Source organism: Nonlabens dokdonensis, from assembly GCF_002162835.1.
Taxonomy (GTDB): Bacteria; Bacteroidota; Bacteroidia; order Flavobacteriales; family Flavobacteriaceae; genus Nonlabens; species Nonlabens dokdonensis_B.
This window is the reverse complement of the sequence record NZ_MAAX01000071.1, coordinates 44,516-63,961: the sequence shown is the minus strand read 5'-3', so window position 1 is coordinate 63,961 and position 19,446 is coordinate 44,516. Positions and strand designations below refer to the sequence as shown.

19 protein-coding genes and 1 pseudogene are annotated in these 19,446 nt (G+C 35.8%); 6 read left to right on the top strand and 14 right to left on the bottom strand.

Translation table 11 applies throughout. The annotated features are described in order from the left end of the window. Positions 1 to 213, top strand: a pseudogene (locus A9Q93_RS04325) (ABC transporter ATP-binding protein); the annotation flags it as partial. A gap of 66 nt (positions 214 to 279) precedes the next feature. Here the strand turns inward: A9Q93_RS04325 and A9Q93_RS04320 are convergent. Both A9Q93_RS04320 and A9Q93_RS04315 read right to left on the bottom strand, forming a co-directional pair. Then, positions 280 to 1,083 carry a 1-acyl-sn-glycerol-3-phosphate acyltransferase gene (locus tag A9Q93_RS04320; RefSeq protein ID WP_303686143.1) on the bottom strand — a complete coding sequence of 268 codons (804 nt, stop codon included), beginning with the start codon at positions 1,081 to 1,083 and terminating at the stop codon, positions 280 to 282. Between the two features lie 57 nt (positions 1,084 to 1,140). Next, positions 1,141 to 1,788, bottom strand: a complete 648-nt coding sequence (locus A9Q93_RS04315) for a CoA pyrophosphatase (RefSeq protein WP_303686142.1) — start codon at positions 1,786 to 1,788, stop codon at positions 1,141 to 1,143. Between A9Q93_RS04315 and A9Q93_RS04310 the strand changes: the two genes are divergently transcribed. After that, the gene (locus A9Q93_RS04310) at positions 1,779 to 2,504 is read left to right on the top strand and encodes a peptidylprolyl isomerase (protein ID WP_303686141.1); all 726 of its coding nucleotides are present in this window, start codon (positions 1,779 to 1,781) and stop codon (positions 2,502 to 2,504) included. The genes A9Q93_RS04315 and A9Q93_RS04310 overlap by 10 nt on opposite strands. A 94-nt stretch (positions 2,505 to 2,598) precedes the next feature. Here A9Q93_RS04310 and A9Q93_RS04305 read toward each other — a convergent pair whose 3' ends face one another. The 3 genes from A9Q93_RS04305 to gcvP all read right to left on the bottom strand — a co-directional run bounded on the left by A9Q93_RS04305 (position 2,599) and on the right by gcvP (position 8,789). Beyond that, positions 2,599 to 3,657, bottom strand: a complete 1,059-nt coding sequence (locus A9Q93_RS04305; protein ID WP_303686140.1) for a 3-oxoacyl-ACP synthase III family protein — start codon at positions 3,655 to 3,657, stop codon at positions 2,599 to 2,601. 529 nt (positions 3,658 to 4,186) lie between these two features. Then, positions 4,187 to 5,773 carry a T9SS type A sorting domain-containing protein gene (locus A9Q93_RS04300; RefSeq protein WP_303686139.1) on the bottom strand — a complete coding sequence of 529 codons (1,587 nt, stop codon included), beginning with the start codon at positions 5,771 to 5,773 and terminating at the stop codon, positions 4,187 to 4,189. 178 nt (positions 5,774 to 5,951) lie between these two features. Continuing rightward, positions 5,952 to 8,789 carry an aminomethyl-transferring glycine dehydrogenase gene (gene gcvP, locus A9Q93_RS04295; protein ID WP_303686145.1) on the bottom strand — a complete coding sequence of 946 codons (2,838 nt, stop codon included), beginning with the start codon at positions 8,787 to 8,789 and terminating at the stop codon, positions 5,952 to 5,954. A 167-nt stretch (positions 8,790 to 8,956) separates the two neighbouring features. Here gcvP and A9Q93_RS04290 point away from each other — a divergent pair, with 167 nt between their 5' ends. Beyond that, positions 8,957 to 9,799, top strand: coding sequence for a hypothetical protein (locus A9Q93_RS04290; protein WP_303686138.1), 843 nt, complete (start codon positions 8,957 to 8,959; stop codon positions 9,797 to 9,799). A gap of 53 nt (positions 9,800 to 9,852) precedes the next feature. On the opposite strand, the gene A9Q93_RS04285 is transcribed toward A9Q93_RS04290, so the two are convergent. The 5 genes from A9Q93_RS04285 to purE form a co-directional block, all read right to left on the bottom strand. Then, positions 9,853 to 10,098 (bottom strand): hypothetical protein, encoded by a 246-nt coding sequence (locus tag A9Q93_RS04285; RefSeq protein WP_015363098.1) that lies wholly within the window; start codon positions 10,096 to 10,098, stop codon positions 9,853 to 9,855. Between the two features lie 4 nt (positions 10,099 to 10,102). Then, positions 10,103 to 10,666 (bottom strand): sigma-70 family RNA polymerase sigma factor, encoded by a 564-nt coding sequence (locus A9Q93_RS04280; protein WP_303686137.1) that lies wholly within the window; start codon positions 10,664 to 10,666, stop codon positions 10,103 to 10,105. A gap of 43 nt (positions 10,667 to 10,709) precedes the next feature. Next, positions 10,710 to 12,755 (bottom strand): M3 family metallopeptidase, encoded by a 2,046-nt coding sequence (locus tag A9Q93_RS04275; protein ID WP_303686136.1) that lies wholly within the window; start codon positions 12,753 to 12,755, stop codon positions 10,710 to 10,712. Positions 12,756 to 12,838: 83 nt separating this feature from the next. Beyond that, positions 12,839 to 13,078, bottom strand: coding sequence for a hypothetical protein (locus A9Q93_RS04270; RefSeq protein ID WP_303686135.1), 240 nt, complete (start codon positions 13,076 to 13,078; stop codon positions 12,839 to 12,841). Then, positions 13,071 to 13,565: a 5-(carboxyamino)imidazole ribonucleotide mutase gene (gene purE / locus A9Q93_RS04265; protein WP_303686134.1), complete on the bottom strand. Its 495-nt coding sequence runs from the start codon at positions 13,563 to 13,565 to the stop codon at positions 13,071 to 13,073. The genes A9Q93_RS04270 and purE overlap by 8 nt, the downstream gene beginning before the upstream one ends. Positions 13,566 to 13,858: 293 nt before the next feature. On the opposite strand from purE, the gene msrB (A9Q93_RS04260) reads away from it, so the two are divergent. Further along, a complete protein-coding gene (msrB, locus tag A9Q93_RS04260) occupies positions 13,859 to 14,389 on the top strand; it encodes a peptide-methionine (R)-S-oxide reductase MsrB (RefSeq protein WP_303686144.1) in 531 nt (176 codons plus the stop codon). A 113-nt stretch (positions 14,390 to 14,502) separates the two neighbouring features. Beyond that, positions 14,503 to 14,880, top strand: a complete 378-nt coding sequence (msrB, locus tag A9Q93_RS04255; protein ID WP_303686133.1) for a peptide-methionine (R)-S-oxide reductase MsrB — start codon at positions 14,503 to 14,505, stop codon at positions 14,878 to 14,880. A 218-nt stretch (positions 14,881 to 15,098) separates the two neighbouring features. On the opposite strand, the gene A9Q93_RS04250 is transcribed toward msrB (A9Q93_RS04255), so the two are convergent. Both A9Q93_RS04250 and A9Q93_RS04245 read right to left on the bottom strand, forming a co-directional pair. Further along, the gene (locus A9Q93_RS04250; protein WP_303686132.1) at positions 15,099 to 15,839 is read right to left on the bottom strand and encodes a hypothetical protein; all 741 of its coding nucleotides are present in this window, start codon (positions 15,837 to 15,839) and stop codon (positions 15,099 to 15,101) included. 116 nt (positions 15,840 to 15,955) lie between these two features. Further along, entirely contained in the window at positions 15,956 to 17,095 is a 1,140-nt protein-coding gene (locus tag A9Q93_RS04245) for a DEAD/DEAH box helicase (RefSeq protein WP_303686131.1), read from the bottom strand. Positions 17,096 to 17,190: 95 nt separating this feature from the next. Between A9Q93_RS04245 and A9Q93_RS04240 the strand changes: the two genes are divergently transcribed. Beyond that, positions 17,191 to 17,793 (top strand): DNA-3-methyladenine glycosylase, encoded by a 603-nt coding sequence (locus A9Q93_RS04240; RefSeq protein ID WP_303686130.1) that lies wholly within the window; start codon positions 17,191 to 17,193, stop codon positions 17,791 to 17,793. Here A9Q93_RS04240 and A9Q93_RS04235 read toward each other — a convergent pair whose 3' ends face one another. Continuing rightward, positions 17,794 to 18,573 carry an SDR family oxidoreductase gene (locus A9Q93_RS04235; RefSeq protein ID WP_303686129.1) on the bottom strand — a complete coding sequence of 260 codons (780 nt, stop codon included), beginning with the start codon at positions 18,571 to 18,573 and terminating at the stop codon, positions 17,794 to 17,796. Between the two features lie 81 nt (positions 18,574 to 18,654). Continuing rightward, positions 18,655 to 19,383, bottom strand: coding sequence for a bifunctional 2-polyprenyl-6-hydroxyphenol methylase/3-demethylubiquinol 3-O-methyltransferase UbiG (locus A9Q93_RS04230; protein WP_303686128.1), 729 nt, complete (start codon positions 19,381 to 19,383; stop codon positions 18,655 to 18,657). Between the last annotated feature and the right edge of the window lie 63 nt (positions 19,384 to 19,446).

Here is a 19,446-nt window from a genome sequence, read left to right as displayed (position 1 = left end):
TTGGACTTAAAATCAAAAGATGTTCTAAAAGAAGCACTTTCTACATATGATGGTACTTTAATTCTCGTTTCTCACGATCGTGATTTTCTTCAAGGACTATCAGAAAAAGTATTTGAATTTAAAGAGCAACGAGTAATTGAGCATTTTGAAACCATCGACGCTTTCTTAGAACGCAACAGAATTAAAAGCATAGCAGATATTAATTTGAAATAGCAACAAGTACATATGATGGTAAAGATTGCTACCTTTAAAAATGTTATCAACTCGTACTCAATATTTCTAGTAATCCCATCGACGCATCTCGTTAAGCTCTTCTTGAGCCTCGATTTCTTCTATTGGAATTACTTTTAAGAATGAAGGGTGCTGTTCTATCGCAAACTCTATTTGCTCTACTATCTTTTCAACACTATCATTTTCGTAGTCTATTTCAAGCGGTTCCTTAATGACCATGGATTGAAGGATATTACGTTTTTTAATACGTAAACCTTTTTTATCAAAGCTCCTGCGGAAACCATCAATAACTATAGGCACCACAATAGGTTTATACTGTTTAATAATATGAGCAGTTCCTTTTCTTATAGGCTTGAATGGTTTAGTGGTTCCCTGCGGGAAAGTAATTACCCAACCATCATCTAGAGCGATTCCTATATTTTTAGTATCGTCTGGATTTACAGCACGATTTACTTCTTCTCCCTTGGCACGCCAGGTTCTTTCTACAGTGATAGCGCCTGCATAAGCAAATATTTTAGGTAGTAAACCACTTTGCATCGTTTCCTTAGCAGCTACATAGTAAATATTAAGTTTAGGACTCCATAGATATCCTACATTTTTTATACTGTCATCACGTCCTTTTAAAGAAGCATTAAAAACATGAAACATACTTACCACATCAGCAAAGTATGTTTGATGATTTGATACAAATAAAACGCCAGTTTCTGGTAGATTCCTTATAAAATCGCTTCCTTCTATCTCCATCTCATTAAAGCCTCTGTATCTTCTATGAGATAAGACACCAGCAATACGTATGAGCCATTTTTTTAAAAATAAAATATGACCGAAAGGATTTTCTTTAAATAATCCCATTTAGTTTTCAGTTTTGGGGAATGACAAATATAATGATAGCAGCTTAAACTACCTCGCTCAGTTGCCACTGGCTTGAAGAAAATAGTCTTTGATTTCTTGCAACATCATTGCCGTTGCACCCCAAACCATCACATCGCCAAAATAAAAGCACGGCACACTTACTTCCTTCATATAACTAGTTGATAAGACCGTTTTACTCACATTTTGATCTTTGAGCAATTCTGCTAGCTCTATTTCTATAATCGATTTTACCTCGCTGGGTTGCGCTTTGAATTGTAATTCCGCTTTCGCGAAAGCGAGATAAGGATAAACCATGTAATTACTGGGTGGGATGTATAGAGATGTCAATGAGGTAATTAAATGTTGATGCTCTATGGATATCCCTATTTCTTCTTCAGTTTCTCTTAGAGCGGTGTAACTGTTGTCAACATCGGTTTTTTCCTTTCTGCCGCCCGGAAAAGCAATCTGACCGCTATGTTTACCTTTAGTTTGAGCGCGTTCTATAAGCACAAAATGTGGGATGTCATTTTTAGGATATACGAGCATCATAACAGAAGCTTCTTTATGATTTTGTGCTTTCATAGCACTGTGCCGCATTTCGTCTAGACGTTCTACAGCAGCCATTTTAAGCTGCGATTGTAGCCCTGGAAGCGGTAAATTCTTTAGCTTTGAAATTCTATCTAAAAATTCCTGAAATGAAGTCACGTATTTTAATTTTCTTGTCTTTATTAACACTCTTATCGTGTAAAGATACTCCACAAATTCAAAATAACGAGTCAGTTAAAAAGACAGATACGGTAGTTAGAAAGACAAGAGAACAACGTATTCTTGAAAAAACCTATAAAAGACAACTATCTGCAGATGGTGATACACTTCTAGCGTACATCCCGCAAGATAGTGTAGTGCCATTTTTTACTAGATATGGAAAGGAAAATCCAGAAACTAAAGTCAGACTTATGACTTCTTATGGTGATATAGAAATGGAGTTATTTGAAGAGACGCCGCTGTATCGTGCTAGTTTTATTTACCTCACTAAAAATGCATATTTTAATGGTACTTTTATTCACCGTGTAGTAGAGGATTTTGTAGTTCAAGGTGGTAATAGTGATGAAAAGTTACCTTCCTTAAAAAGAGCTAGTGCTGGAAATTATAAACTTGCACCTCATTTCATACCTGGTATTGTTCATGAACGTGGTTCCTTAAGTAGTGCCAAACAATGGGAGAATAATCCAGAAGACTGGCATAATCCATTTGACTTTTTTATTACTTTGAGTAGATCACCTCATTTAGACGGTGAGCATACTGTTTTTGGTAAAGTAACAAAAGGAATTAACATCGCAGATGAGATTGCTAGAGTACCGAGAGACGAAAGCGACTGGCCTAAAGAAGATATTTTTATAGATATGGAAGTCATTGAATAGCTATAAAATGAAAGTTTTAAAACGACCTGAAAAAAGCTTAAATATCGCTGAATTTAAGGTGGATTGATTTGGTTTAATAATTTCACCTAATCACCTAATACCTGTAGACTATAGCATTGATATTCATTCCAGCACCTACACTAGCAAACATTACTACATCTCCTTTTTCTACTTTGTGCTGTGGCATTTGATTTCTTACCACTAGATCCATAACTGTAGGAACCGTAGCAACAGAGCTGTTACCAAATTTGTGAATGATCATAGGCATGATATCCTTCGGTACTTCCATGTCATAAAGCTTGTAGAAACGCTCAACGATAGCTTCGTCCATTTTCTCATTTGCCTGATGAATAAAGATTTTTTTCAAATCTTTAATATCCACTCCTGCTTGATCCATAGCGGCTTTCATTCCTTCAGGAACTTTAGAGAGAGCAAAATTATAAATGCGGCGACCGTACATTTTTATATACTGAGTCTTATCTTGTAACTCTTTATTATATGAAGTTTCATTAAAAATAAAGAATGCCTCTTCTTCTGTAAATGTAGCAGTAGATTGTCCTAATATTCCATGATCATCATGGCTAGGTTCAACAATTACAGCTCCAGCACCATCAGAATAAATCATAGAATCCCTGTCGTGTGGATCTACAACTCGCGATAACGCTTCAGCACCGATGACAAGTACTTTTTTTGCAAGACCTGATTTTATGAAAGAGTCTGCTTGAGTGACTCCTAGAATCCAGCCTGGACAACCGAAGAGTACATCATATGCTACGCATTTGGGACTTTTAATCTTTAGTTTGTTTTTTACACGGCTAGCAAGACTTGGAACCATATCGCTAGATCCTCCATCTGGTTTTACATCGCCATAATTGTGTGCAACGATTATGAAGTCTATTGATTCAGGATCACATTTAGCATCTGCTATTGCTTTCTCTGCAGCTAAGGTTGCAATATCACTGGTAAGGAGATCATCGCTCATATACCTGCGTTCTTCTATTCCAGTTATAGCTACAAATTTTTTGATGATGGTAGCGTTATCACTTCCGAAAGAGCTTCCATCATTATTTAAGAATTCATGATTCATGAACTCTTCATTTTTTCTCACAACATCAGGAATGTGACTTCCTACTCCGGTAATTTTTGCTCTCATGCAACTTCTTTTCAATCTTAGGGACAACAAAAAAAGTGATTTATGTGATTCATTCCTAATAATTAACAGCCGAATATGATCTTCTTTTTAAATCTTTAAGAATCATCTAATGAATTGTTTAGTTTATTATGAATTTTATAATGCAATGAATAATAAAAGGCATGAATCACTTATAATTTTATAAAATATGTTGATGAATTTAATTGAGGTAAAGAATTATGACACTAGTGATAGATTGCCGCTTTCTGTAACTAATTTTTACGTTCTTATAAAATTATTTGGTTTTATAATAGTATTTCTGTTCAAATCAATAATTACCACAATTTTTTAAAGGACTCTTTGCTAAAGGTTTTATCGACGGATTTAAAATTTGTCGAAAGAGGCTTTTTGAGTTAATTATACTGTTCTATGGTATTTTTACCATCATATTAGGAGCTTATTATTTAGACGTTTTAATGATAAATTATGGAGTTATCATAGCCTTAGGTTTTACTCTCAAAGTCTTTTTCCCTAAGTATATTTTTAAGTTTTAATTCTTAACCACGACTTTTCTATACAATCTACTAGTCAAGGTTCTGATTTGCAATATATATGTTCCGTTAGAAAAACCATCAGTCGCTATTTGTACTTGGTTTGCTTTCATATCATTTAAAGTCTTGAAGATTCTTTTTCCTTTTAAATCAAAAAGGGATACTTCAAGTATTTCTTTACTTTGAATATTTAAAAAGGAGTTAGCAGGATTAGGAAAAATCTTAATTTCCCTTGATTGATCAGAAGATATTTCTTGAAGAGAAAGCACGTTTCCTTGAGTATCTGTTTTTTGAAACCAAATGTTTAAATCACCATTTCTAGGATCACCCCATACGGCACTTAACACATCATTTTCTAATTGTATCGACATAAAATCATTTCCAGAACTCGTTAATATAGGATCATAAGGAATCAATAAACTCGATAATCTAAAGTTAGGCTCAAATTGAGTGCTGTTATTAGGCCTATAAGCTGCGTAAATTTCAGAATCAGCAGTGTAGGTACCGTCGCTACCATTTCTTCTATCTCTCCATGTGATTATTAAATCTCCATCATTATCAAAATCTCCCCAAACAAGATCTTGCATTCTATTGTTTGCGATAGGATCGTCATTTACTCGAGTAGGAGCGCTCCAAGTCGCACCAGCATCAAAAGATTCTGTAAGAAAAACGTCTAGATCACCATTTGTAGTTCTTAATCCTATGACCGCTAGATGATTTGAGTTTGCTGGATTACTAAGTAAAAGTCCTGCTTTTTTAGCATCTGGAAAATTAGTTAATGGTATAAGGTTGATAATATTATCTACGGCTTGATGTGAAAATGTAGTTCCTGCATTATTAGAACTTGCTAAAAGAAGTCTGGCAAATGGACTCTGAGAAGTTACAAATGATGGGTAGCTAGCATAAAATACACCTGTGCTACTTACTGCTGGTGAAGGCATAGGTAAATTATTAGCACTTCCAGCCAGCCAGCCTGGTGCATCTAAATAGGAAGTAGAAAATGTAGTTCCATTATCTGTAGAGATAGATACATATGGGTTAAATGGTGCATTAGTACGATTCAAATTCATGCTAGTCACATAAATAGTACCTTGTGTGCTTCCGCTTGAGCAATCAATAGCAATCCAAGGTCTATCGATAGGCCATTTTGTACCATCAAAAGTTGTGTCTACTACATTTACTGGATTGCCCCATGAGAGTCCGCCATCAGTTGATTTTACAAGATAAACGCCTCCAGTAACTGGTGGAGCAGTTCCCGTAAAATCTATATAGCTTATAAATACCTCTCCTGTATTATTAAAAGCAATAGCAGGATCTGCAGAAGAGTAACCACTTACTACATGAGGAATTAATGTTGTATTACTCCACGTATTTCCTGCATCAAAACTAGATTTAATTTTTATTTGAAATTGATTAGCCAGATTTACCCAACCCATCCACGCGACTACAATATTATTTGCATCATTAGGGTTGACCGCCACATAAGGTTCACCGTCAAAAACATTGCCGTTTGATAAATTAGTGTTTTGAGAAGAACTATTTAAAACGAAAGACAGAAATATTACAATGAGTAGGTAGCTCTTCATGATGTGAACAATGTAAAAATAAAGATATAAAAAATCTAAGACGATAAAAACCGAATCAACAATTAAGCTGATTCGGTTTGTGATGTCAGTTTGAGCGAGAGTTGAGAACGTTTAACTAACACTGAGTTATGAACCATCAGATTCCGCATCAAGTGCGGAAAATCAGATGTTCAAATTTCTACAAATACTCTTCCATAGGAGCGCAAGTACACATTAAATTACGATCGCCATAAGCATCATCTGCGCGACGCACGGTAGGCCAGAATTTATTGTCAGACACATAATCCAGCGGATATGCAGCTTGTTGCCTTGTGTATGGTAAATCCCAATCATCACTAGTAATCATTTGCAAGGTATGCGGCGCGTTCTTTAACAAGTTATTCGGTTCGTCTTTGCTTGTCTCAGCAATCTCTTTTCTTATAGAAATCATGGCGTCGCAAAAACGGTCTATTTCTTCTTTAGATTCTGATTCTGTAGGTTCTATCATCATTGTCCCGTTTACTGGGAATGACACTGTAGGAGCGTGAAAACCATAATCCATTAGTCGTTTTGCTATATCTACTACTTCAATTCCGTGCTCTTTAAATGGGCGACAGTCTATGATCATCTCGTGAGCAGCGCGTCCTTTTTCACCTACATATAGACAAGAAAAACTACCTTCTAGACGTTCCTTGATATAGTTTGCATTTACAATAGCATATTCTGTAGAGCGTTTTAATCCATCAGCACCTAACATACAGATATAACCATAAGAAATTAAACAAGCCAGCGCACTACCGAACGGCGCTGCACTGATAGGTGTAATCGCTTGATCGCCACCAGTCGGGATAATAGGATTAGTAGGTAAGAATGGAACCAATTGAGGTGCCACACAAATAGGTCCTACACCAGGTCCACCACCTCCATGAGGTATGGCAAATGTCTTGTGTAGGTTCAAGTGACAAACGTCAGCACCTATGTTTCCTGGGTTTGTTAACCCTACTTGCGCATTCATGTTTGCACCATCCATATACACTTGGCCACCATTTTCATGAATCAAGCCTGTGATTTCTTTAATGGCACTTTCATAAACTCCATGAGTCGATGGATAAGTTACCATTAACGCACTCAAATTGTCTTTATATTTCTCTGCCTTTTCACGTAAATCATCGACGTCTATGTTTCCGTTATCTAGGGCTTTGGTAACTACTACTTTCATTCCAGCCATTACCGCACTTGCAGGATTAGTACCATGAGCACTTGATGGAATTAAACAAATGTTTCTGTGATGATCTCCACGACTTTGGTGGTAAGCTCGTATCGCCATTAATCCAGCAAATTCTCCCTGCGCACCAGAATTAGGTTGTAAAGATGTCCCAGCAAAACCTGTACATTCATTCAACTGTATTTCTAGTTTCGTCAACATTTCTTGATATCCTTGCGCTTGATCTAGTGGCACAAATGGGTGAATATTTCCCCATTGCGGATTTGAAAGTGGCAACATTTCTGCTGCGGCATTCAATTTCATGGTACAAGAACCTAAGGCAATCATCGAGTGGTTTAAAGCCAAATCTTTGCGCTCTAATTTCTTGATGTAACGCATTAATTCTGTTTCAGAATGGTAAGAGTTGAATACCTCATAGGTCATGAAATCCGTCTGGCGTCCTTCTCCTAGGTGTGTTTTCTCGATCAACTCTGTGATAGGAGAGAAGTCTTTAGATACCGCTTTCGCGAAAGCGGAAACAATATCATTCAAGTCTGCTAGGGAAGTAGTCTCGTTCAAAGAAACTTGAACAGTGTTTGCATCTGGATAATAGAAGTTGATTTCTAGTTCTAGTGCTTCTTTCTTCACAGCTTCAGCATCTACTTTGAAACTTAATGTGTCAAAGAAGTTCTCGTTAGTCTGGTAAATCCCTAGTTTCTCAACGGCATCTGCAAGGGTAGCAGTTTGTGCGTGTAATTTATTTGCAATAAACTTCAAACCACGTGGCCCGTGATACACACCATACATACCAGCCATAACGGCAAGTAATACCTGTGCAGTACAAATATTTGAAGTCGCTTTATCTCTTTTTATGTGCTGCTCACGCGTTTGTAACGCCATGCGCAGTGCACGTTTTCCATCAGTATCTTTAGTAACACCTATGATACGTCCAGGAATTTGTCTTTTAAATTCTTCACGTGTCGCAAAATATGCTGCGTGAGGTCCACCATATCCTAACGGAATTCCAAAACGCTGTGTAGTTCCCACAACCACGTCTGCGCCCCAATGTCCAGGAGCCTCGAGCAACACTAAAGACATAATATCTGCAGCTACGGCTATACGGATGTTGTTTTCTTTGCACGTTTTCGCAAAAGCGGTATAATCCACCACATTTCCACTCGCACCAGGATATTGTAACAGAATACCATAGTATCCTGCGCTCATGTCTATCTCCTGCGGATTTCCTTCTACCAACTCAATCCCTAACGGAATCGCACGTGTTTTTAATAATTCTTTAGTTTGTGGCAAAGTATCTTGATCTACAAAAAACTTAACGATGTTCTCCTTTTTCTGTGCACGTTCACGAACTGAAAAAAGTAATGTCATTGCCTCCGCAGCAGCGGTAGACTCATCAAGTAATGAAGCGTTGGACAGCTCCATTCCTGTTAAATCGGTCACCATCGTCTGGTAATTCAATAAAGCTTCTAGACGTCCTTGAGCAATCTCGGCTTGATAAGGCGTGTATGCAGTATACCATCCTGGATTTTCTAAGATATTTCTTTGGATTACAGCTGGTGTGATAGGCTGGTTATATCCTAGACCTATATAAGATCTGAATTGTTTATTCTTTGCACCTAGTTTATTGATATGACTTAGGAATTCATACTCGCTCATCGCAGGATCTAACTGTAAATCTTGCTTCAAACGAATGTTTGCAGGAACGGTTTCATAAACAAGTTGATCAATAGAATCAACTCCTATGGTTTCTAACATAGGTGCAAGGTCTGCCTTGCGTGGTCCGATATGTCTAAGGGCAAAACGATCTGTATTCATAGTACTTATGTGGTCTATATTTAAGATATTGAATTCTGCTTGAATTCGTTGCAAAAGTAGTCGTTTAAGGTATTTAAACTAACAAGCGTTTGTATAATTTGATTCAATTTTTCAACCTTTTTAAGCGAGTTATTAACTATGCAGTGTAAATTTGAACAATGAGGTTTTTGAAAAGCATTTTAGACTTTTATATACGCAGTAGTTTGCATGTGGCAGTTTGCTTTGTGGCGTTGTTTGTGGTTTTCAATTATTGGAACTTTAACACCATTGATGTTTCAATTATCGGTTTGATATTTTGCGGTGTCCTGATAGGGTATAATTTAATAAAATATGCGATTCTAGTATTGAAAAAGGAGAGTTTTAGATTCAAAAATAGAATTTTGATACTTACTTCGTTAGCTTCATTAATTGCGATTTATCTGTTGATTAATGATAATTTATGGACTGTATTAATGGTACTATTGGCGTTTTCATATTCTTTACTCTATGCGTTTCCGTTATTTAAGCATCGTAATTGGAGACAAATACCAATTATTAAGTTAATAACAGTTGCTGTTTCATGGATTATTTTAATTTGCCTTATTCCACTGAAATCAAGTTATGTAGATTTTGCCTATGCATACGGATGTGATGTGACGCCAGTAATTGATTCTGTCTTTTATCTGTATATCATAGATATGTTTCAACTTTTTATTCTAATAATTGCGTTATGTATACCTTTTGAAATAAGAGATTTAAAGTATGATGCAGTGTCTTTAAAAACATTGCCTCAACTTATCGGTGTTCTCAATACAAAAATTATTGGAATTTCTATATGCGTTATTTACATCGTTATAGAGTACGTTCAATTTGGATTTTTAATTGATCATGAATTTCTGATTAACTACTTCATTGTAGTCTTAGTAGCAACCGCCATCTGGTTTTCAGATAAATTCAAATCTGATTATTATGCCAGTTTTTTTGTGGAAGCGATACCTATTTTGTGGTTAGGACTATACTACTTACTTTAATTTTAAAACATAAAAAAAGAGCTAAAAGGCTCTTTTTAAAATTTCATTGAATATTATTTACTCATGGCTTCTTTTAAAGCCTTTTTAATAAGTTTTTTTTGTTCAATTCCTAAGGAAACCCATCTCAATCCTTTTAACGTGCGTTGAAATTTTGCGTTGTTTTTATGAAAAGAGCGACATTTAAAACAATGACCTCTGTGAAGTTTATGTCTAAATATTTCTTTAGGATTTAAATCGCCGTATTGTTCACGAGTACTTAAAATGCTAGCCTGGTCGCAGTTGATGAAAAATTTACTCATTAGATTAACTATTCTTGTGCCATTTTTTATTTAAACATTCCATAAGCTGTACTCGAGCTCTGTGAATGATTACCCAAAGATTGGACGCCGTGATATCATGTTCCTTACATATGGTTTCGGTTTCCAAATTGTCTATGGTTTTTTGCACAAATATAGTGGCATATCGCTCAGGTAAACAAGCAATACATTCTTCAAGTGCCTCGCCTAGTTCTCGTTGTTCAATTACATCTTCTACATTAGGATTGCGCAGGTCTTCTGCACGTTCTTCCATCCAGTCGCCATCTTGATCACTGCTAGGCAGATAGCTCATGCGTACTTCGGCTTTACCTTTATTAGAGTTTATTTTACGGTAATAATCTATAATTTTTCTTTTAAGAATAGATATTAACCACGTACGTTCTGTAGAATTACCCTTAAAACGGTGTGCACTTTTTAAACCAGCCAGAAAAGTTTCAGATACCAGATCTTGTGCCATTATAGGATCGTTGACCCTACTTATGGTAAAGTTGAAGAGGTAATCACCGTAGCGATCGACCCATTTTTCTGGTATTAGTTTTACTTCTGGCATTTTCGTTTTATCTAGTTTCTAAAATTTCGTTATTCTGCGTTCATTATGCTACCAATCCAGCTCTTTTTAATAAAGCGTCTATTTTAGGTTCGCTTCCGCGAAAGCGTGTATATAAAAGCATTGGATCTTCAGTTCCTCCTTTTGAAAGAATATGTTCTCTAAATTTCTTTGCAGTAGGTCTATCAAATATTCCATTTTGCTTAAACAGTTCAAAAGCATCAGCATCAAGTACCTCTGCCCATTTATAACTATAATATCCAGCACTGTAGCCACCTTGAAAGATATGTGCAAAAGAAGTACTCATACAACTGCTTTCTACATCTGGATACAAATCTGTTTGATTAAAAATCTTTCTTTCATGTGCTTTCACATCTGTTATGGCCGTAGGATCTATTCCATGCCAGCTCATATCCATCATTCCAAAGCTAAGTTGTCGCAATGTTTGCAAGCCTTCTTGAAAATTTGCAGCCGCTTTTATTTTTTCAATATATTCTAACGGAATCACTTCATCTGTCTCATAATGTCTTGCAAAAATCTCTAGTGCTTCTTTTTCATAACACCAATTTTCTAGCACCTGACTAGGTAACTCTACAAAATCCCAAAAAACAGATGTCCCAGATAGGCTTCTATACTTTGTATCAGCCAGCATACCATGCAAAGCATGACCAAATTCATGAAATAAGGTTGTTACCTCGTTGAAAGTAAGTAAAGAAGGTTTTGTTGCTGTAGGTTTAGTAAAATTACAAACATTAGAAATATGAGGTCTTACGTTAACGTCTTGCTCGTGCCATTGATTTTTAAAAGAAGTCATCCATGCACCGTTGCGCTTTCCTTTACGTGGAAAAAAGTCGGCATAGAAAATAGAATTTAACGAGCCATCTTCATTTTTAACCACATAGGTAAGCACATCTGGATGGTACTTATCTATTTCTTGTGTTTCTTCAAAGCTCAAACCGTACAAACGACTGGCAATCTCAAAAACTCCGTTAATTACGTTTTCTAATTTAAAATAAGGTTTCAGTAGTTCATCATCAAGACTGTACAGCTTTTGCTTTAACTTTTCAGAATAATAAGCTGCGTCCCATTTTTTTAAGGACTCTACTGGATTATCGCTATAATTTCTTGCAAATTCTTGCAACTCATCAAATTCTCTTTGAGCTGCTGGTTTTGCTTTCTCTAATATTTCTTGAGAGAAATTATTTACTGTTTCTGGAGTTTTGGCCATGCGCTCTTCCAGAATAAAATGCGCATGAGTTTCATAACCCAATAATTGCGCTCTTTCATAACGCAATTGAGCGATTTTTAGAACGTTTTCTTGATTGTCATATTCATCTTTGTATGACTTGGCACCGAAGGCTTTAGATAGCTCCTCGCGCAGCGCTCTATCGTCTACATAGGTCATAAACGGAATGTAACTTGGGTAATCAAGTGTGAAAACGTATCCTTCTTTATTCTTTGCCTTTGCTGTTTCTGCAGCAGCTTCTTTTGCACTTTCAGGTAGTCCAGATAGTCTGGAGTCATCTTCTAAGTGCAACTCATAAGCATTTGTAGCTGCAAGAACATTCTCGCCAAAAGCAAGAGTCAACTGTGATAATTCACTATCGATTGCTCTCAATCGCTTCTTTTTATCTTCGTCTAAGTTGGCTCCGTTACGAGAAAAACGCTTGTATTGCTTTTCTAAAAGAGTTTTTTGTTCTTCGGTTAAATCTAAAGCAGTTCTATTCTCATAAACCACTTTTACACGCGCAAATAACTCCTCGTTTAAGGTTACATCATTACCAAAATCGGACAACTTTGGACTTACTTCTCTTGCGATTCTTTGAATCTCATCGTTAGTTTCGGCACTGTTTAAATTAAAAAATATGCTAGAAATACGACCTAATAACTCTCCCGATGCGTCTAAAGCCTCTATCGTATTTTCAAAATTAGGCTGTGCAGCGTTCTCGGTGATCGCGTTTATTTCCTTTCTTGCCTCTTCTATCGCTTTCGCGAAAGCGGACTCATAATGAGATTCCTTGATCAATGAAAAAGGTGCTGTGTCTTGAAAGGTTTCAAAATTTACTAATAAAGGATTTGTGTTTGTATTCATATTCAATGTAAAAATAATCGTCAAGAATCAAAGAGTTATCACAATTTTGTTAAACTTTTGATCATTAAACTTAAACAAATTAATTAAATGAAGAAATAACCATAGCCAAAAAGCAGTACCATAAATACCACATGAATGATGCCTAGATAATTATACCTCTTTTGTGTGAACTGCCGGTTGATTATTACGGCAGCTAGAAAGTTGATTCCGCCAGCGGTCAAGAAATGCCATTGTACCGAATGTCGCAGCATCATTTCATAAGTAAACCATAGAATGGTTAAAGCGATAATAAGTAGGGAAGAAAGCTGATATATTCTAGACATTCTCACGCATTTGCGCTGCAGCTTGAGTCACCTTTTCTTTAAGACCTAGTTTATAAGAAATTATTCTCGCGCGTACATCTTCTTGAGTAGCTCCTATAATTTGCGCAGCAAGAATACCAGCATTCTTAGCTCCATTAAGCGCAACTGTAGCGACAGGAACGCCACCAGGCATTTGTAAAATAGATAGAACACTATCCCATCCATCAATAGAATTAGAAGACTTTACAGGTACACCTATTACCGGTAGCGGCGATAAACTAGCTACCATACCAGGTAAATGGGCTGCTCCACCAGCACCAGCAATAATAACAGCAATACCGTTTTCATGAGCTGTTTTACCAAATTCAAACATTTTCTCCGGCGTGCGATGGGCACTCACCACGTCCACTTGGATTTCAATTTCTAGTTTTTTTAATACGTCTATGGCGTCTTCCATCACAGGTAGATCGCTCGTAGAACCCATGATTATAGCTACTTTTTTATTCATGAGGTAAAGTTACAAACAAAAATAAAAGGAACTGTAAAACGGCTGTAAAATGAAAGCAAAATCATTTAAAATGAAACGCATCGCTGTGGATTTATTTTGTCGCCTACGGTGTTCATTTTATTTTACAGAATTAATCCCGCTTTTGTGTTTGCATTCAAAATTTATTTCAATTTCATCTAATTACCTAAAACCTTATTATCAACAATTTTGTGAAACAATTGATATAATACTTAACAGAATTGCAACACCTAAGAGCGGTTATACACCTTAATTTTACAACAAAGAAAAATATGATGATTAGATTTATAGGAATAAGCTTAATTGCTTTGTTATTTGTTTCTTGTGGAAATACTTCAAAGGAACTAGCAATGAATTCTTCTGATGAAGAAATGCAACAAGAAAAAAAATATGAGGTAACTAAAACTGCTGAAGAGTGGAAAAAGCTATTGACTTCTCAAGAATACAATGTTTTAAGAGAAGCTGGAACAGAGCGTCCACACACAAGTCCGCTGAATAAACAATACGCTCCAGGAACCTTGGTTTGTGCAGCATGCTATGCGCCTGTTTATGAGAACGAGCATAAATTTGATTCAGGAACCGGATGGCCTAGTTATGACCGTGCTATCGAAGGACAAGTAGAACGAGATGTAGACTATAAAATAGGTTATGCCCGTACTGAATTAAAATGCAATACTTGTGGATCGCATTTAGGACACGAATTTAATGACGGACCTAAAAAAACAACAGGTAAACGCCATTGCATTAATGGAGTTGCTTTAAATTTTGTCTCAAAAGGAGAAGAATTACCAGCGTTGAGAAAATAGTTGCTCAACAACGTAAGAATTATAACGAGCTCCTGACTTATATTAGGAGCTTTTTTTGTTCCGCTTTCGCGAAAGCGGAGCTTCAAACAGTAATTTGACAAATAATAATAAAGATGACTGAAAAAGAATATAAAGAAAAATTGACGCCAGAACAGTACTATGTTCTAAGAGAAAAAGGGACAGAACGACCGTTTACTGGAGAGTATAACACACATTATGAAGATGGTGTTTACAGCTGTGCTGCTTGTGGAAATGATCTTTTTAAATCTGATCAAAAGTTTGATTCTGGTTGCGGCTGGCCATCATTTGATGATGAGATAGAAGGAGCAATAGAGCGCAAAAGGGATACAACTCATGGAATGATAAGAACTGAGATTATGTGTTCTAATTGTGGCAGTCATCTAGGACACGTTTTTAACGATGGACCTACGCCTAGTGGTATCAGGCATTGTGTGAATAGTTTGAGTCTGGAATTTAAAAAGGAAGAGTAGTTCTTAGTCACAGTGTCAGTTTTCAGTGGCAGTAGTCAGTTTCATTTATTCGCTTTGCTCTTAAATGTGAGTAGAGAGACAGACGAGACACTTCTACAGATTTGTTCAACTGGATTTGTCTTCCTGAAAAATTTGGCTCGGTATTTCTGAATGAATAAATATAGTGATCTCCAAATTTGTTCAGGATCTGCCAGATCCTTTCGAAATGTTATTGAAGATTATTTTTCACTTAGCGCAGTATCAAAATCATAGTCAATAGTGTCTTTTTGATGAATTTTAAGCGATTTTTGAGCTGGCGGTGGTGGCGGAATTTCAAAATGATCCCAACTGTAAAACAAAATCCTCATCGCATTTTTACTTTTAAAGTCATTCAATTGTTTCCTAGTCGCTTTGCTAATATGTAAATTGTTTTCTTTTTGATACAAGTCCTTGGCAAATTTTAGATAAGCTGATATTATATCTTTCAATATTTTTTCGGTAATTGTTTTATCTACGTTTTTATCAATTTCATAGCGTAAAAGAAAACGTTTATGTTCTCTTTCTATTTTATCAAGAAAATACCTTGTTTGCTTTTTAACTGAATCTATCTTAACCATTCCAGAATTGTTCTTTAATAACATGCCCTTATCATTTATTCTTATTACAAATATGATTGGGTCAGATATTGGCGGCGATTCATGACAGTATTGTAATGCCACACTTTGAATTTCATATCCAGCTACTTTATAGTTAAAATGAAAGGTATCAAAACAATCTTGTTGAGTGTAGTTATCGATCACTTCAATAACTTCGTTTGCTGTCGAGTTTAATGGGAATTGAAAAGTTGGGACCTTGTCATTATCTTTCAATAAATAAGCACAATAGTCAAAGTCATTTTTGTCAATAGTTATTTCTTCTCGTTTGCATGAAATACTAGAAAGCGATATTAAGATTATAAAAAGTTGAGATAGCTTTTTCATTCTTCAATAGTATCAAAAGTTATACCTGAAAAATAAGTTGTTATAATTTGATGTACCAAATATTTATTTTGGCACTATTTAAACTTTTCTTCAAGTTCGATTTCAAGTTCAGTTTCCTAAGAATTCCACTCCGGCAAATCTTCCATCCAAATTTTTAATTTGGTCTTCTTTTGAATAACACGTGCATGATTGGACTCCTCTTTTGTGACTAAAGATATGGCTGTTCCAGGATTTTCTGCACGACCAGTTCTACCTATTCTATGAATGTAATCTTTAGGAGATCGAGGCAATTCGTAGTTAATCACGTATGGTAAGAATTCTATGTCAATACCACGAGAAAGAAGGTCTGTAGTTACTAGACAACGGACACCAGTCTCTTTACTATTTTTAAAGTCGGCTAAGTTTTTGTTTCTAACTCCTTGAGATTTTTTACCATGAATCGCTTTGGATTTGATTCCGTTTGTGTTGAGCTTATCATTTACATGCTCCACTTGATAAGTAGAAGAACAAAATATCAAAACTTGCTGCATGTCATGTTCTTCGATTAAATGTCTCAATAACACTCCTTTTTTCTCTGGTGTAACTCGATAACCTAGTTGCTTTATGAGCGAGTAATCTTGTTCTTCTTCCTCAATTTCAACCACTACAGGATCATGAAGTAATCCTTCTTGAATGTTTTTAACTTCATTACTTAGTGTAGCAGAAAATAAAAGGTTTTGCTTTTTCTTAGGCAAATGATACAATACTGCATCCATTTCTTCTTTAAATCCCATGGAAAGCATCTTATCTGCTTCATCTAGTACTAGGATTTTACACTCTTTAAGAATCACGGCATTTGATTCTACCAGTTCAATCAAACGTCCTGGTGTAGCAACAAGTACATCTACTGTATTCATTTGCATCATTTGTGGATTGATGCTCACACCACCATAAATAGGCATAGTGATTAATGGCTTGTCTAGTGCTTTAGAAAATGTTTTGATCACGTCACTTACTTGTACGGCAAGTTCTCGAGTAGGTACCATTACCAGCGCACTAATGTGTCTGTTTTTAGAGGTGATTCCTTTTAAATTTTGCAATAATGGTAGCGCATAACCAGCTGTTTTACCAGAACCAGTTTTGGCAATTCCTAAAACATCTTTTCCTTTTAAAATATGAGGTATAACCTGTTCCTGAATAGGAGTAGGTTCCAGTAATCGTTGATCATTAAGGGATTTTAATAGGGCAGGATCGAGACCTAATTTTTCAAAAGACATAAAAAAATATTCTAGCTACAAAGGTAAAGTATTAAGACCTTATTAAACCTTGATCTCGTATCCCTTGCATGTTTTATATTTAACTAAAAAACCACATGGCAAAATTACCTTTTTCCTATTATCAACAAAATGATGTGGTAAGCATTGCAAAAGATCTGATAGGAAAAAAGATCGTTTCAAATATTAATGATGAACTAACCTCTGGTATTATTACCGAGACAGAAGCTTATCGCGGTTATGACGATAAAGCTTGTCATGCTCATTTAGGCAGATTTACTGACCGTACAAAAATCATGTATGAACCTGGTGGTGTAGCCTATGTTTACTTATGCTACGGTATTCATCACTTATTTAACATCATTACTAACTCAAAAGATAATGCAGATGCGATTTTAATTAGAGCCGTAGAGCCACTTGATGGAGTAGAAGTGATGCTGCGACGTCGTAAAAAGGAGAAGCTAGATAAAACACTTACCTCTGGACCAGGAAATTTCAGTAAAGCTTTTGCGTTAAACAAATCTCATTATGGAGCTGCTTTAACAGGAGATAAAGTCTGGATCGAAGAGAATGAAGAATTCCGCTTTCGCGAAAGCGAGATCACCACAAGCAAAAGAATAGGTATTGATTATGCAGATGAAGACAAAGATCTTCCCTGGCGATTTTATTTAAACACTTCTAAATTTGTAAGTAAAAGATAATTAATCTTTAGGCTGCTGCATTTTTTCCACCATCTTAAGTAATACTTTTTTAGGTGTAAAAGGAATAGTTGCGAGCATGGCTTTTTGAGAAAAACTCAAACCAGTTTTGATGTCCATATCACCGTTAAGCATCGCGTCATAACCTGCTTGAGCCACATCTTTAGCACTAGCAGTTTGATCAAATAAGGATGTTTTATCCATTCCAGAGGTCTTACCAAAATCGGTTTCTGTAGCTCCAGGCATTAAATTAGTTACAGTTGCATTAGTCTCAGATAATTCTTGAGAAATTGCATTGCTCAACGATCTAACAAAAGCTTTTGTAGCAAAATAAACCGCTTGCATAGGACCAGGCATCAAGCTCGCTGTAGAAGAAACATTAAGAATTTTACCTGAGTTGCGATTTACAAAATCAGGCGTAAAAAGCCTACACAAATGAGTGAGCGCCATAACGTTTAATAAAATCATATTCTGATCGCTGGACCAGTCTCGCTCATGAAATTTACCTATACCGCCAAAACCAGCATTATTTATTAGATAATCAATTTCAATCCCAGCTTCTTTGATCTCGTCATAAACTTCTTGTGTAGCATCTGGTGCCGTGAGATCTTTTACGATCACATGGACGTTTACCTTATGTTGAGATTCAAGCTTTGATTTAAGTTCGTTAAGTTCTTCCTCGCTTCTAGCAACAATTACTAAATTACCGCCGTTGCTAGCATGGATGTTTGCTAATTCTTTTCCTATACCGCTGCTAGCTCCTGTAATTAATGCTGTTTTCATAATTCCTACTTCTTTTAGTCTTAAAGATAGTAGATGATGCGTAACGCAGCAGTTGATTTATTTCAAATTTAACAAGTATAATTATCCTATTGCAATAGTTAATCTTGCTAGGTAATCATGATGGTCGCCTTTATAAACACATTCTATTTGAAATCCTGCAGCAACAGCATAACTTTTAAGAAGTTCAAAATCCATATACAGCCAGTCAAATAATTCTGACTCTACTTTTTTATATTGTAATGAAAAGCTCACTTCTCCGTAATATTCTTTACTAGAATCTACCCATAAACCTCCATCTTCTGGATCTTCAAAAAGAAATTTTAAATCAGAACTGTCTAAAAGAATTTGTCCATTTTCAGATAGCATATTTTTAAGCAATTCTAGACATAGCGGTACTTTCTCTAATTTTTCAAATATTCCAGTGCCATTCATCAGCAACAAAATGGTATCATAACGACCGTTGTGTTGCCAGATGTTTTCTTTTATAATTGTAGAATTAGGTTTTTGAAGTCTTTGATGGAGCACTTTTATAGCACCATCACTTTGGTCTAAAGCGGTAATATTAAATTTTTTGCTCTCTAAATAAACGCTATGCGATCCAGCGCCAGCGCCTACGTCTAGAACGTTCCCTTTACATAACGACAATGCCTTTTTTTCAATAGGAGGCATTTCTTCATATAATCTAAATAAATAGGGAAGTGGTAAAACATCATCTTCCATGGTAGGACTAAGCACGTGTAAATCTTCTGTATAATTACCGTTATTAAAGTCAATGAGCGCCTTGCCGTATAAATCAGAATGCTTGTCCACCTAATTGTATTTTTAAGCAAAATTAAAACTTCTTATACTTTATATATTGTTATAACTGTTGTT

What these genes read in the sequence shown, in the direction of transcription:
- A9Q93_RS04305 (WP_303686140.1), bottom strand. Translation starts at nt 3,657, where the DNA reads ATGAGAGCAAAAATTACCGGAGTAGGAAGTCACATTCCTGATGTTGTG.
- gcvP (WP_303686145.1), bottom strand. Translation starts at nt 8,789, where the DNA reads ATGAATACAGATCGTTTTGCCCTTAGACATATCGGACCACGCAAGGCA.
- A9Q93_RS04245 (WP_303686131.1), bottom strand. Translation starts at nt 17,095, where the DNA reads ATGTCTTTTGAAAAATTAGGTCTCGATCCTGCCCTATTAAAATCCCTT.
- A9Q93_RS04250 (WP_303686132.1), bottom strand. Translation starts at nt 15,839, where the DNA reads ATGAAAAAGCTATCTCAACTTTTTATAATCTTAATATCGCTTTCTAGT.
- A9Q93_RS04320 (WP_303686143.1), bottom strand. Translation starts at nt 1,083, where the DNA reads ATGGGATTATTTAAAGAAAATCCTTTCGGTCATATTTTATTTTTAAAA.
- msrB (WP_303686144.1), top strand. Translation starts at nt 13,859, where the DNA reads ATGATTAGATTTATAGGAATAAGCTTAATTGCTTTGTTATTTGTTTCT.
- A9Q93_RS04285 (WP_015363098.1), bottom strand. Translation starts at nt 10,098, where the DNA reads ATGAGTAAATTTTTCATCAACTGCGACCAGGCTAGCATTTTAAGTACT.
- A9Q93_RS04300 (WP_303686139.1), bottom strand. Translation starts at nt 5,773, where the DNA reads ATGAAGAGCTACCTACTCATTGTAATATTTCTGTCTTTCGTTTTAAAT.
- A9Q93_RS04280 (WP_303686137.1), bottom strand. Translation starts at nt 10,666, where the DNA reads ATGCCAGAAGTAAAACTAATACCAGAAAAATGGGTCGATCGCTACGGT.
- A9Q93_RS04240 (WP_303686130.1), top strand. Translation starts at nt 17,191, where the DNA reads ATGGCAAAATTACCTTTTTCCTATTATCAACAAAATGATGTGGTAAGC.
- A9Q93_RS04310 (WP_303686141.1), top strand. Translation starts at nt 1,779, where the DNA reads ATGAAGTCACGTATTTTAATTTTCTTGTCTTTATTAACACTCTTATCG.
- A9Q93_RS04270 (WP_303686135.1), bottom strand. Translation starts at nt 13,078, where the DNA reads ATGTCTAGAATATATCAGCTTTCTTCCCTACTTATTATCGCTTTAACC.
- purE (WP_303686134.1), bottom strand. Translation starts at nt 13,565, where the DNA reads ATGAATAAAAAAGTAGCTATAATCATGGGTTCTACGAGCGATCTACCT.
- A9Q93_RS04235 (WP_303686129.1), bottom strand. Translation starts at nt 18,573, where the DNA reads ATGAAAACAGCATTAATTACAGGAGCTAGCAGCGGTATAGGAAAAGAA.
- msrB (WP_303686133.1), top strand. Translation starts at nt 14,503, where the DNA reads ATGACTGAAAAAGAATATAAAGAAAAATTGACGCCAGAACAGTACTAT.
- A9Q93_RS04275 (WP_303686136.1), bottom strand. Translation starts at nt 12,755, where the DNA reads ATGAATACAAACACAAATCCTTTATTAGTAAATTTTGAAACCTTTCAA.